The sequence below is a fragment of the Actinomadura sp. NPDC048021 genome, assembly GCF_040653135.1.
Classification (GTDB): Bacteria; Actinomycetota; Actinomycetes; order Streptosporangiales; family Streptosporangiaceae; genus Spirillospora; species Spirillospora verrucosospora.
This window is the reverse complement of sequence record NZ_JBEZJQ010000027.1, coordinates 114,155-126,983: the sequence shown is the minus strand read 5'-3', so window position 1 is coordinate 126,983 and position 12,829 is coordinate 114,155. Positions and strand designations below refer to the sequence as shown.

The following is a 12,829-nucleotide window of genomic DNA, read 5'->3' as shown; positions in this document are numbered from 1 at the left end:
AGGGTGGCTTCTGGGGGGGGTTGTTTGGGGGGTTGGGGTTTGTGTTGTAGTGTGTTGGGGTGGGGGGGGTTGACGGTGCCGCGCCGGTGGGGTCCGCGCGCGGGCCCGGGCCGGCGCCGGGGGCGGGGCGGGGTCGCTGTCACGCGCCAACCGTAGTTCAGCCCCGCCCCGCGCCGCGCACCGATCGAAGATCATCGCGGGGCGGGAGCCGCCGTCCGCGCCCCTGACTTTCGTCAGTAACGGCCCAGTTCACCGGCCAGTAGCGTGAACCCCGTGAACGACTCCGCGGCCCCCGGTCTCCCGACGCCCGCGCCGTCCCGCCTGCGGGCGCTGCTCCGCCGGCCCTCCCGCGCCGCGCTGGTCAAGGACGTCCTGCTGTACGGGGTCCTGGCGTTCCCCGTCCTGACCGGCATGGTCTCCCCGCCACAGCCCGGCCGGGCGTCGTGGTGGCTGCAGGCGGCCGGGCTCGGCGTCCTCGCCGCCGCGATCGCCGCGGGACGCGCCTGGCCCGCCCCGGCGCTGCTCACCGTCATCGCGCTGACCCTCGTCCACGGCAACTTCGTGTTCGCCATGCCCTTCCTGTCCTACCTGGCGGGCCTGCGCAGCGCCCGCGCGCAGCCGCTGCTATGGGGCTTCACCGGGGTGTTCGTCGGCGGGGCGCTGCTGTCGGCGGTCCGCAGCACGCAGGTCACCGCCTGGTTCCCCGCCACCGTCTGGCTCGTCCTGTTCGGCGTCCTGCCGTGGCTGGTGGGCCGCTACTGGCGCCAGTACCAGGAGCTGCTGCGCGCCGGATGGGAACGCGCCGAACGCCTGGAGCACCAGCAGCGCATCGTCGCCGAACGCGAACGGCTCCGCGAGCGCGCCCGCATCGCCCAGGACATGCACGACTCCCTCGGCCACGAACTGGCCCTGATCGCCGTGCGCGCCGGCGCGCTGGAGGTCGCGCCGGGACTGCAGGACCGGCACCGCGCCGCCGCCGCCGAACTGCGCACCGGCGCCGCCGACGCCACCGACCACCTCCGCGAGATCATCGGCCTGCTGCGCGACGACGCCGCCGAGGACCCGGCCGCCGGGGAGCCCTCCGCCGCGGTGGGCTCCCCGGCGACGCCGCTCCGGCCCGCCCGCGAGAGCATCCCCGACCTGGTCGACCGCGCCCGCGCCTCCGGCGTCCCCGTCCGCCTCACCGGCGACCCCCACGCCGACGACGGCCACGCCGGGCTCGGGCCGATGGCCGCGCACACCGCCCACCGCGTCGTGCAGGAGGCCATCACCAACGCCGCCAAGCACGCCCCCGGCGCCGCCGTCACCGTCGCCCTCGCCCGCAACGGCAACGGCGGGACCACCGTCACGGTCGCCAACGACCCGCCGCCGGACGGACCGCCGGACGGGCCTCCGCTGCTGCCCTCCGGCGGCCGCGGCCTGGCCGGCCTCACCGACCGCGTCCGCCTGCTGGGCGGGACCCTGCACGCCGCGCCCACCCCGGCCGGCGGCTTCCGCGTCACCGCCGACATCCCCGCCGCCCCGGACCCGGCCGCCGACCGGGCTCCTGCCAGGCCGACCGCGCGGGACGCGCTGCGCACCGCCCTCGGGCTGGCCCCCGGAGCGGCCGCGCCCGCGGGGGAGTGGCACTCCGAATCGGCCCGGCACCTGGCCCGCGGGCGCCGCCGTGTCCGCCGCGGCCTGATCACCGCGATCGCCGCCCCCACCGCCCTCATGGCCGTCCTCGGCGCGGTCATGGCCGGCTACTACGTCTTCGCCACCCTCAACTCCGTCCTGAAGCCCGCCGACTACGGGGCACTGGCCGTCGGCGACCCGCAGAACCGCGCCGAGCGGGTCCTGCCGCCCATGCAGACCCTCGACACCGGCACCGTCCGCGCCGCCGTCCCCGAACCTCCCGGCGCCGACTGCCGCTACTACCGGCCCGACGCCAACGTCCTCGGCGTCGGGCGCGTCTACCGGCTGTGCTTCGCCGGCGGCCGCCTCATCGCCAAGGACACCTACGACACCCGCCAGCTGAGCGCCCAGCGCGCCCACGACCAGGAGGAACAGTGATCCGGGCCCTGCTCGCCGACGACGAGGCGATGATCCGCGCGGGCGTGCGCGCCATCCTGACCGCCGACCCCGGCATCGAGGTCGTCGCCGAGGCCGGCGACGGGCGCGAAGCCGTCGACCTGGTCCTGCGGCACCGCCCCGCGGTCGCGCTCCTGGACATCCGCATGCCGCGCCTGGACGGCCTGGCCGCCGCCGCCGAACTGCGCCGCCTGGCCCCCGCCACCGGTGTCGTCATGCTCACCACCTTCGGCGAGGACGAGTACATCGCCCGCGCCCTGGCCGGCGGCGCCAGCGGCTTCCTGCTCAAGTCCGGCGACCCCCGCGAGCTCATCGCCGGGGTCCGCGCCGTCGCCGGCGGCGCCGCCTACCTGTCCCCGAAGGTCGCCCACCGCGTCATCACCCAGATCGGCGGCGGGCGCCTGGACGGCCGCGCCCGCGCCCGCCGCCGCATCACCGGGCTCACCCCCCGCGAGCGCCAGGTGCTGGCGCTGCTCGGCGCGGGCCTGTCCAACGCCGAGATCGCCGGCCGCCTCCACATCGTCGAGGGAACCGTGAAGGCCTACGTCAGCGCGATCCTGACCCGCCTGGACGTCCGCAACCGCGTGCAGGCCGCCGTGCTGGCCTACCAGGCCGGCCTCGTCGACGGCACCGACGACCCCGCCTGACCCCGGCGCGGTGCGCGTGCGCCCCGGACCCCAAGCGTGTTCCTCCCGTCCGGCCGTCCCGGGCGACGCTGGCAGCGCTGGGCAGCGGGGGAGGACCCGCACACCGGCCGGACGCCACTCCCGGCCCCGACTTCCGTCAGGAATCGGCCCACCGCGCACGGCCCCTCCTCCGGCACCGCACGCGAACGGGCCGCCCCGGGCGGCGCCGAAGCGCCGTCCGGGACGGCCCGTGAGATCCTGCCCGGCCGGTCCGGTCAGCGGAGGGGGCCCCGACGCGGCGGCACGCCCCCCATCACGTCCGGCATCGTCACCGACGCGTCGTCCATCGGGACCGCCGCACCGACCATCGGCGCCGCCGCGGCCGCCGGCCGCGGCGCCCCCCGCGTTATCCCCCGCCCCGGGCCCGGGGCCGCCGCCGGGCCCGCCCCGAGCAGCACCGCCCCGGCCGCCACGCCCCGCAGCGCCTCCACCAGCGGCCGCGCCGCCAGCACCAGCACCAGCGCCGCCGCCGGCGCCACCACCACGCCCACCAGGAACCCTGCCGCCACATCATGCGGGTAGTGCACGCCCACGAACACCCGCGAGAACGCCATCAGCGCCGCCAGCGGCAGCACCAGCGGCGCCAGCGCCCGCCACGCCACCACGATCGCCGCCGCCGACGCCGCCGCGATCGTCGCGTGGTTGCTCGGGAACGACCAGTCGCCCGGCGCCGGGCACGCCGCGATGTGCACCGCGCCCGCCACCGCGCGGCACGGCCGCTCCTCCTGGATGAAGCTCTTGGACACCTCGCTCACCAGGTACGCCGACACCATCGCGAACGGCGCCACCAGCGCCAGCCCCATCGCCCGCGCGTCCAGGCCCCGGGCCCGCCACCAGCCCACCACGAACAGCACCGCGAACAGCAGCAGCCCTCCGTCGGTGCCCACGTCCGCCGCCTCGTGCACCCACGAGGGCGTGCCCTGCGCGAACTCGGTGATCTCCCGGTACAGATCGGCGCTGAAATCCGGCGCTCCCATGCTCTCCCTCACACTCGCAGCGGCCCCGTGCCCGTCATCCGTCAGACACCGCAAAGCCCGCTGATGTTCACCTACCGGCCACAGGAGGACAACCATTTCACCTTAGGGGGATCACTCGCCGGGCAATGGCCCCACTCGTGCGGCCGTCCTCCGCCCGCCCGGCCCCTCCGGCGACCGCTCCACCCCTGCGTCCACCCCTGCGCCCGCCACCGCGTCCGCCACCGCGGTGTCCGCCGCCCTGCGGCGGCGCCGCGCGAACCGCACGACCTCCACCGTCGCCGTCACCCCCAGGGCCAACCCCAGCCCGACGGCCACACCCTTCAGCGGCTCGTCCTCGAACGCCACCCCGCCCACATACCCGAGCAGTGCCCCGTACAGGGCCCACGACACCGCCGCCACCGCCGCGAACAGCGAAAACGACCGCAGCCGGTACCCGACCGCCCCCATCGTCACCGTCACCGCCGTCCGCCCGCCCGGCACGTACCGCGCCACCACCAGGATCAACCCGCCGCGCTCGGCCATCGTCCGCCGCGCCCACCCCAGCGCCGCATGCCGCCGCGTCCCGGGCCGCGCCCCCCGCACCAGCCGCCCGCTCGCCCGGCGCCCCACCAGGTACGACACATGATCGCCCACAAACGCGCCCGCCGCCGCCAACGCCACGACCGGCGCCAGCTCCGGCTGTCCGCCCGCCGCGTACACCCCCGCAGTGATCACCATGCTCTCGCTCGGCACCACCGGGAAGAAACCGTCGATCGCCGCCACCGCGAACAGCACGAGATAGAACCACGGCGACGTCACCGCCGTGTCCACCATGCCCATGATTCCGTCCATGGCCACGACGCTAGGAAAGCCCCACCCCCCGGCGGATCCCGCGAAAGACGCCGCGCACCCCCCACCTTCGTCAGGGGGACCCCGCCCCGCGAAATCGATTCGCGTCCCGGCCCCGGCTCCACCACACTTCACACACTGTGGGACACCTGCACATCTTCGACATGGACGGCACCCTGCTGACCGGCACCACCGCCAACCTCGAGATCGCCCGCCACCTCGGCACCCTCCCCGAACTCCACGACCTCGAGGCCCGCTTCGCCGCCGGCACCCTCGACACCCGCGGCTTCTCCACCCGCATCCACCGCCTGTGGCGCCACCTCACCCCCGCAGTCGTCGCCACCGCCTACCGCGCCGCCACCTGGCTCACCGGCATCACCGACGTCTGCGCCGACATCCGCGCCCGCGGCGAACACTCCGCCGTCATCACCATGTCGCCCGACTTCTTCGCCCGCCACCTCCTCGACCACGGCTTCGACGACGTCGTCGCCTCCCGCTTCCCCCCGATGCCCTTCACCGGCACCCTCGACCCCGCCGGAATCCTCACCCCCGCCGACAAGGTCCGCATCGCCGACGACCTCCTCGCCCGGCACCGCCTCACCACCGACCAGTGCACCGCCTACGGCGACTCCATGTCCGACGCCCCCCTGTTCCGCCACCTCACCCGCACCGTCGCCGTCAACGCCGACCACCACCTCGCCGGCATCGCCGCCCTCGACTACCGCGGCACCGACCTCCGCGACGCCTACGCCCTCGCCCGCACCCTCCACCCCGCCTCACCCCCGCAAGGCCGCTGACCTGGGGGAGCACGCCGAACAAACCCGCCCCGACACGCCCCGCACCCCGCCCCGCATGGCACGATCGCCACGTGACCAGCACACCCGCCGACCCCAACCACCTGCGCGACCTCGCACTGCTGCGCCGCGTCCGCGACCGCATCGACCGCGAATACGCCCAGCCCCTGGACGTCGAAGCGCTGGCACGCGGCGCCAACATCTCCGCCGGCCACCTCAGCCGCCGGTTCCGCCAGGCCTACGGAGAATCGCCCTACTCCTACCTGATGACCCGCCGCATCGAACGCGCGATGGCCCTCCTGCGCCGCGGCGACCTCAGCGTCACCGACGTGTGCTTCGCCGTCGGCTGCTCCTCCCTCGGCACCTTCAGCACCCGCTTCACCGAACTGGTCGGCATGCCCCCCAGCGCCTACCGCCGCCAAGCGGCCGACACCACAGCCGAACTCACCTCCTCCGGCACCGCCGCCGGCGTACCGTCCTGCCTGGAAAAACAGGTCACCAGACCGATCAGGAATCGAGAAGCCCCCACCGGACCCCCGCCCCTAACCTGACACCCACCCGCACCACCGATCGGGTAGACAGGTGCCACCGCCACGCCCCACACAGGGAGACACGACACGATGAGCAGCGCCACGAGCACGGACGCGCACCCGCCCGCGCCCCACGCCGCCGACACCCACGACCTGATCCGCGTGCACGGCGCACGCGTGAACAACCTCAAGGACGTCGACGTCACGCTCCCCAAGCGCCGCCTCACCGTGTTCACCGGCGTCTCCGGCTCCGGCAAGAGCTCCCTGGTCTTCGGCACCATCGCCGCCGAATCCCAGCGCATGATCAACGAGACCTACAGCGCCTTCGTCCAGGGCTTCATGCCCACCCTCGCCCGCCCCGACGTCGACGTCCTCGAAGGCCTCACCACCGCCATCATCGTCGACCAGCAGCGCATGGGCGGCGACGCCCGCTCCACCGTCGGCACCGCCACCGACGCCAACGCCATGCTGCGCATCCTGTTCAGCCGCCTCGGCGAACCCCGCATCGGCTCACCCCAGGCCTTCTCCTTCAACGTCGCCTCCATCAGCGGATCCGGCGCCGTCGCCTTCGAACGCTCGGGCAAGACCGTCAGAGAACACCGCAGCTTCAGCGTCACCGGCGGCATGTGCCCCCGCTGCGAAGGCACCGGCACCGCCAACGACTTCGACCTCACCGCCCTCTACGACGACACCCTCTCCCTCAACCAGGGCGCCCTCACCGTCCCCGGCCACAGCATGGACGGCTGGTACGGCCGCATCTTCCGCGGCTGCGGCTACTTCGACCCCGACAAGCCCATCCGCGACTACACCCCCACCGAACTCCACGACCTCCTCCACAAGGAACCCACCAAGATCAAGGTCGAGGGCGTCAACGTCACCTACGAAGGCCTCATCCCCAAAATCCAGAAATCCGTCCTCAGCAAAGACCGCGCCTCGATGCAGCCCCACATCCGCGCCTTCGTCGAACGCGCCGTCACCACCACCCCCTGCCCCGACTGCGGCGGCACCCGCCTCAGCGACACCGCCCGCTCATCGAAGATCAACGGCATCAGCATCGCCGACGCCTGCGCCATGCAGATCAGCGACCTGGCCGACTGGGTCCGCGCCCTCGACCAACCCTCCGTCGCCCCCCTCCTCAAAGCCCTCGGCGACACCCTCGACTCCTTCGTCGAGATCGGCCTCGGCTACCTCTCCCTCGACCGCCCCTCCGGCACCCTGTCCGGCGGCGAGGCACAACGCACCAAGATGATCCGCCACCTCGGCTCATCCCTCACCGACGTCACCTACGTCTTCGACGAACCCACCATGGGCCTGCACCCCCACGACGTCCAGCGCATGAACGACCTCCTCCTGCGCCTGCGCGACAAGGGCAACACCGTCCTGGTCGTCGAACACGAACCCGAGACCATCGCGATCGCCGACCACATCGTCGACCTCGGCCCCGCCGCCGGCACCGCCGGCGGCACCATCTGCTTCCAGGGCACCCTCGACGAACTGCGCACCAGCGGCACCCTCACCGGCCGCCACTACGACGACCGCACCCCCCTCAAGACCGACCTGCGAACCCCCACCGGCACCCTGCAGATCCGCGGCGCCAACGCCCACAACCTCCACGACGTCGACGTCGACATCCCCCTCGGAGTCCTCGTCGCCGTCACCGGCGTCGCCGGCTCCGGCAAGAGCACCCTCATCCACGGCTCCATCCCCAAGGGCGCCGGCGTCGTCTCCATCGACCAGACCCCCATCCGCGGCTCACGACGCAGCAACCCCGCCACCTACACCGGACTCCTCGACCCCATCCGCAAGGCCTTCGCCAAGGCCAACGGCGTCAAACCCGGACTGTTCAGCGCCAACTCCGAAGGCGCATGCCCCAACTGCAACGGCGCGGGCGTCATCTACACCGACCTCGCCATGATGGCCGGCGTCGCCATCCCCTGCGAGGAATGCGAAGGCAAACGCTTCCAAGCCCACGTCCTCGACTACACCCTCGGCGGCAAGGACATCAGCGACGTCCTCACCATGCCCGTCGACGAGGCCGAAAAGTTCTTCGCCACCGGCGACGCCCGCATCCCCGCCGCCCACCGCATCCTGCGCCGCCTCGCCGACGTCGGCCTCGGCTACCTCACCCTCGGCCAGCCCCTCACCACCCTGTCCGGCGGCGAACGCCAACGCCTCAAACTCGCCACCCACATGGCCGAAGACGGCGGCGTCTACGTCCTCGACGAACCCACCGCCGGCCTCCACCTCGCCGACGTCGAACACCTCCTCGGCCTCCTCGACCGCCTCGTCGACGCCGGCAAGTCCGTCATCGTCATCGAGCACCACCAGGCCGTCATGGCCCACGCCGACTGGATCATCGACCTCGGCCCCGGCGCCGGCCACGACGGAGGCCGCATCGTCTTCGAAGGCACCCCGGCCGACCTCGCCGCCGCCCGCTCCACCCTCACCGGCGAACACCTCGCCGCCTACATCGGCACCTGAACCCACCCCCACCACGACCACGCAGAGGGCGTAAGCCGACCAGCCTCAGAACGAGAAGTCGCGGTAGACGATCGCGACTTCTCGTTCTGACATCTCCAGGGCTCCCGCGCCTCGGTCACGGATATGGGCAACGCCTTCAGGTGCGCCGGCCGGTGGTCGCCGGCGAGCGAGCCACCACACCGCCCGTTCCGCCCTCCGCGGTCAAGCTCTGAACGGCCTCACCCCCTCGGCGCGCAAGCCTGATCGCCAGGGGACGAGCTACCCCGCTTCGCGGCCACCGCCGAACCGACCGGACAGGCGCAGATCAGCCCCGGCCCGCAACCACGGCCCAGCGCACCAGGCCGCCGACCCCCTCAACCACCCCGCCGGCCCTCCACCGGACCCAACAGCGGATGCACCCGCATCGCCGCCTCCAACTCACCCGGAAGCTCATCGCGATACCGGCCCAACGTCGACAGATCCGCATGCCCCAGCACCCGCCGCACCGCATCCATGTCCGTCGCCGCAGCCAGCAGATGCGTCGCCGTCGTATGCCGCAGCCCATGCGGCGTCACACTCCGCCGCCGCCCCGCATCCACCCGCTCCAGCACCCGGTCGATCACCCCCTGCACATCACCCCGCGCCAACCGCCGCCCCCGCCACGACAACAACAGCGCCTTCGCCTCCCGCCCCCGATCCAGCAACCCCCGCCCCTCCGCCAGATACGCGTCCAGAACCTCCGCCACCGGACGGGGGAGCGGCACATCCCGCGTCCGCCCGCCCTTACCGAAGATCCGCCAGTACCGCGTCCCCCCGTTGACGAAGAAATCCTCCACATTCGCCGCCGTCAGCTCCGACACCCGCGGCCCCACCGCCGCCAGCAGCAACACGATCAACCCGTCCCGCAACTCCGTGCGCTGATCCGCACGCCGCCGAACCCCCGCACCCCCGTCCGGCGCATCCACCAGACCACGCGCCGCCCCCAGCAACCCCTCCGCCTGCTCCACCGTCAACGCACGCCGCTCCGCCCGCAGCCCACCCCGCTGCTTCGGCCGCACCGTCACCGCCTGCATCGGATTCAACTGCACCCACCCCGCCACCACCGCATGCCGGAAGAACGCCGACACCGAACGCCGGAACCGCGCCTGCGACGCCGCACTCTGCAACGGCCCACCCCCCGCCCCCACAGGCCGCGCCCCCCGCCGACGCCGCTCATCGGGCTTACGCGCGAACCTGAGCAGAACCTCATCGACGTCCTCACCCGTCAGATCGTCCAGCACCCGGTCCTCACCCGCCAGCGCCCCGAACGTCACCACGTCCCGCACATAAACCTCCGCCGACGCCGGCGCCAGCGCACCCGTCGACGCCTTCGCACGCACCATCTCCGCATAGCGATCCACACACTCGGCCACGGACACACGCTGAACATCGGCAGGACGCACCCGCCGGACGCTACCCCCCGCCACCGACAGAACCCCGTAAGATCCACAACATGGGGGAGCGGGCACTGTTCGACCAGATCGGCGAGATCATCCGCGGCTCCACACCACCCCGCCTCGGCCACCCCCACATCCAGACACGCCACAACGGCGTCAAAGCCTGGTTCGGCGACCCCGCCCCCCAGCGCGAGCACTACGAAGCCCAGATCATCCCCGCCGAACTCGCCCCCGGCGCCCGCCACCACGCCATCGAGATCGGCTTCCACGCCGAACACCCCGCCGAACCCGACAACGAGGCCGCCCTCACCCGCCTGCTCACCACCGAACCCGCATGGCGCACCGACCTCGGCGACGAACCCCGCACCGGCACCTTCCTCGGCCGCACCACCTGGCGCCGCATCTCCGAAACCTGGCCCGACACCGACCTCACCGGCCCCGACATCCCCTTCGAGATCGGCGTCCGCCTCGTCGACTACATCCGCGCCCTGGAACCGCACCGCAAACGGGTATGACCACCCGCACGCGTCCACCGGACAGGGGAGGGGACCGTGCTCATCGGCACATCGGGATGGCAGTACGCCGACTGGCGCGACGTCCTCTACCCACCCGGCCTCGCCCAACGACGCTGGCTGCCCCACTACGCCGACACCTTCACCACCGTCGAGAACAACAACGCCTTCTACCGCCTCCCCACCCGCGAGACCTTCGAACTCTGGCGCGACAACACCCCACCCGGCTTCGTCATGGCGGTCAAGGCCAGCCGCTACCTCACCCACATGAAACGCCTCAAAGACCCAGCCGAGCCCGTCGCGCGCCTCATGAACGCCGCCAACGGCCTGGGGGACAGGCTCGGCCCCGTCCTGCTCCAACTCCCGCCCACCCTGCAAGCCGACACCGACCGCCTCACCGAATGCCTGCGCCAGTTCCCGCCCGGCACCCGCATCGCCGTCGAACCCCGCCACCCCTCCTGGTGGACAGACCAGACACGCCACGTCCTGGAAAACCACGGCGCGGCCCTGTGCTGGGCCGACCGACTCGGCGAACCGCAGACACCCCTATGGCGCACGACCGACTGGCTCTACCTGCGCTTCCACGAGGGACCCGCCGACCCCTGGCCCGAATACGACGACGAGACCCTCCAACGCTGGGCCGACGAACTCGCCGGGACACAGGACGCCTACGTCTACTTCAACAACGACCCCGGCGGCGCCGCCGTCCGCAACGCCCTGCGCTTCACCGACCTCACGAGCTGATCCCCGCCGCAACCAGATCCGCCAGCCGCTGCGCGGCCCCGAAATGCGGCGTCAGCCGAGTCTTGGTCATGGCGAACGAAGTACCGGTGGCGACGTCCGCATAGACATAACTACCGCCACCCCCCACCCAGCCGAACGTCGTAGGCGTCTCATCCGGCTCAGTACCGATCCGACCGAGCGGATAACCCAAGCCCAGCCGCACAGGATTGCCGAAGACCCGGTCAGTGCCCTCGAACGCCACCGCCGTCAACTCCTCAAGCCGACGCGAATCGATGAGCCGACCGTCCAGGACCGCCGCGTTCATCGCCGCGATTCCCCGCGCCGTGAACGTCCCGACCGACGGAACGTCCGCCTCCAGCAACTCACGGCCATTACCCATGGCCGCGGTCGGCCGCAGCTCCCAAGACGCAAGAACGGCATCGCCACCAGGCGAGCCACCCGCATCCGGCGCGGCATCCTCAAGCCGCGCCAACCGGGCCAACTCGGTCCGCGGCACACCGAAGTACAAGTCGCCGTCGATGCCCAACGGCGCGGCCACCCACTCGCGCAAGAGCCGCCGCATCGACTTGCCCGTGACCCGCCGCGCGACCTCGCCCACGAGGAACCCGTAGGTGAACGAGTGGTACCCCGTCTCCGTCCCAGGCCGCCACCGCGGCTCGGCCTCAGCGATCGCAGCGCACACCCGCGACCAATCCGGCAGACCGGCAGGGCCGATCCCACCAGGCATCGCCGGGACGCCGACCGAATGCGTGAGCACATGACGAAGAGTCGCAGCCGCCTTCCCATGAGCACCGAACTCCGGCCACACCTCGACCACCGGAGTGCCATATCCGATGGCACCACTCCCGACGAGCAGATGAGCGATGAGCGACGTCATGACCTTGCCGCAAGAAAAACTGAAAAAGAGAGTCTCCGGGGACACCCTGCGCCCGGTCTCACCGTCGGCGACCCCGGCGACAGCATCGACGACAAGAGCACCGCGATGGTGAACCGCAACCTGCAAACCCGTCTCGGCTCCGTCCTCGACGAGTTCGTCAAGGACGCCTTGCACCTTCTGCTGCAGCGACGGCACCCTCGTCACCGGCTCGCCCACGTGTAGCGAGTCTGACTGGCCGTCGGCAGCTTCCCGAAAGCAAATCCGACAGTCGGCGCCACCCGATACAACCTGACATCGCCGGCGACGACCGCCTCACCCAGCCCATGCCAGGTGCCCTCAGGGCTGGTCAGATGCGCGCCATACTTCCGCTCGAAGTCCGCGACGGCCTGCTCCCGCTCCGAGCGCTCCTCCACCACGGACGCAAGCCCCTCAATGACGACGTCCACACCGGTCAACGCACTCGTGCCGGTCGTCAGCACACAGTGACGATTCTCCTCAAGATTCCGCGCCTTGCGCTCCTCCCCGCCCGTGGTGAAGCACATACCACCCAGACTCCAGAACGCCAGCAACGGCGTCACATGAGGTCGACCGTCAGGCCTCACCGTGGAAAGCCAGAACACCTCCGCCTCACCGATGACCGCCAACGCCGACGCCCACGGCGTCGCCTGCGCGCCCGGAGACGAGAACGGCCCGAGCTCAACGTCCGGTTCACTGGCGAACATGTCACATCCTTCGATCGACGGGGACACGGCAGTCGGCCAGCCATGCCTTCCGGCACGTACTACGTGTCGTCCTGAGGATGACCTGAACTCGCCAAGAAACTCATCGGTCCGCCCCGACCACGCAGGTCGGCAGCCACACAGGCCTCGGTGCGCCATCGCCGGAAGCGCGGGAAGCTCGTCCCGGCCAGAAAGC

The 12,829-nt window shown here is 72.1% G+C and carries 12 protein-coding genes; 7 read left to right on the top strand and 5 right to left on the bottom strand.

Annotated elements, in window-relative coordinates:
- The first annotated feature begins 273 nt into the window (after positions 1-273).
- Positions 274-2,052, top strand: a complete 1,779-nt coding sequence (locus AB0C87_RS34395) for a histidine kinase (protein WP_360581313.1) — start codon at positions 274-276, stop codon at positions 2,050-2,052.
- Positions 2,049-2,717, top strand: a complete 669-nt coding sequence (locus AB0C87_RS34390; RefSeq protein WP_345181745.1) for a response regulator transcription factor — start codon at positions 2,049-2,051, stop codon at positions 2,715-2,717. The genes AB0C87_RS34395 and AB0C87_RS34390 overlap by 4 nt, the downstream gene beginning before the upstream one ends.
- A gap of 254 nt (positions 2,718-2,971) precedes the next feature.
- Here AB0C87_RS34390 and AB0C87_RS34385 read toward each other — a convergent pair whose 3' ends face one another.
- Positions 2,972-3,733 carry a phosphatase PAP2 family protein gene (locus tag AB0C87_RS34385; protein ID WP_360581312.1) on the bottom strand — a complete coding sequence of 254 codons (762 nt, stop codon included), beginning with the start codon at positions 3,731-3,733 and terminating at the stop codon, positions 2,972-2,974.
- A gap of 111 nt (positions 3,734-3,844) precedes the next feature.
- Positions 3,845-4,564, bottom strand: a complete 720-nt coding sequence (locus AB0C87_RS34380) for a VTT domain-containing protein (RefSeq protein WP_360581311.1) — start codon at positions 4,562-4,564, stop codon at positions 3,845-3,847.
- A gap of 137 nt (positions 4,565-4,701) precedes the next feature.
- On the opposite strand from AB0C87_RS34380, the gene AB0C87_RS34375 reads away from it, so the two are divergent.
- The 3 genes from AB0C87_RS34375 (at position 4,702) to AB0C87_RS34365 (ending at position 8,366) form a co-directional block, all read left to right on the top strand.
- A complete protein-coding gene (locus AB0C87_RS34375) occupies positions 4,702-5,358 on the top strand; it encodes an HAD-IB family phosphatase (RefSeq protein WP_353834281.1) in 657 nt (218 codons plus the stop codon).
- 71 nt (positions 5,359-5,429) lie between these two features.
- A complete protein-coding gene (locus tag AB0C87_RS34370; protein ID WP_345181754.1) occupies positions 5,430-5,906 on the top strand; it encodes a helix-turn-helix transcriptional regulator in 477 nt (158 codons plus the stop codon).
- A 69-nt stretch (positions 5,907-5,975) separates the two neighbouring features.
- On the top strand, positions 5,976-8,366 hold the full coding sequence (locus AB0C87_RS34365; protein ID WP_360581310.1) for an excinuclease ABC subunit UvrA: 2,391 nt from the start codon (positions 5,976-5,978) through the stop codon (positions 8,364-8,366).
- A 353-nt stretch (positions 8,367-8,719) separates the two neighbouring features.
- Here the strand turns inward: AB0C87_RS34365 and AB0C87_RS34360 are convergent, their stop codons facing one another.
- A complete protein-coding gene (locus AB0C87_RS34360; protein WP_353834279.1) occupies positions 8,720-9,757 on the bottom strand; it encodes a tyrosine-type recombinase/integrase in 1,038 nt (345 codons plus the stop codon).
- Between the two features lie 80 nt (positions 9,758-9,837).
- On the opposite strand from AB0C87_RS34360, the gene AB0C87_RS34355 reads away from it, so the two are divergent.
- Positions 9,838-10,296: a hypothetical protein gene (locus tag AB0C87_RS34355; protein ID WP_345181763.1), complete on the top strand. Its 459-nt coding sequence runs from the start codon at positions 9,838-9,840 to the stop codon at positions 10,294-10,296.
- Positions 10,297-10,332: 36 nt separating this feature from the next.
- Positions 10,333-11,037, top strand: coding sequence for a DUF72 domain-containing protein (locus AB0C87_RS34350; RefSeq protein ID WP_353834277.1), 705 nt, complete (start codon positions 10,333-10,335; stop codon positions 11,035-11,037).
- Here AB0C87_RS34350 and AB0C87_RS34345 read toward each other — a convergent pair.
- Entirely contained in the window at positions 11,027-12,130 is a 1,104-nt protein-coding gene (locus AB0C87_RS34345; RefSeq protein WP_360581309.1) for a serine hydrolase domain-containing protein, read from the bottom strand. The genes AB0C87_RS34350 and AB0C87_RS34345 overlap by 11 nt on opposite strands.
- On the bottom strand, positions 12,115-12,636 hold the full coding sequence (locus AB0C87_RS34340; protein WP_353834275.1) for a pyridoxamine 5'-phosphate oxidase family protein: 522 nt from the start codon (positions 12,634-12,636) through the stop codon (positions 12,115-12,117). The genes AB0C87_RS34345 and AB0C87_RS34340 overlap by 16 nt, the downstream gene beginning before the upstream one ends.
- Between the last annotated feature and the right edge of the window lie 193 nt (positions 12,637-12,829).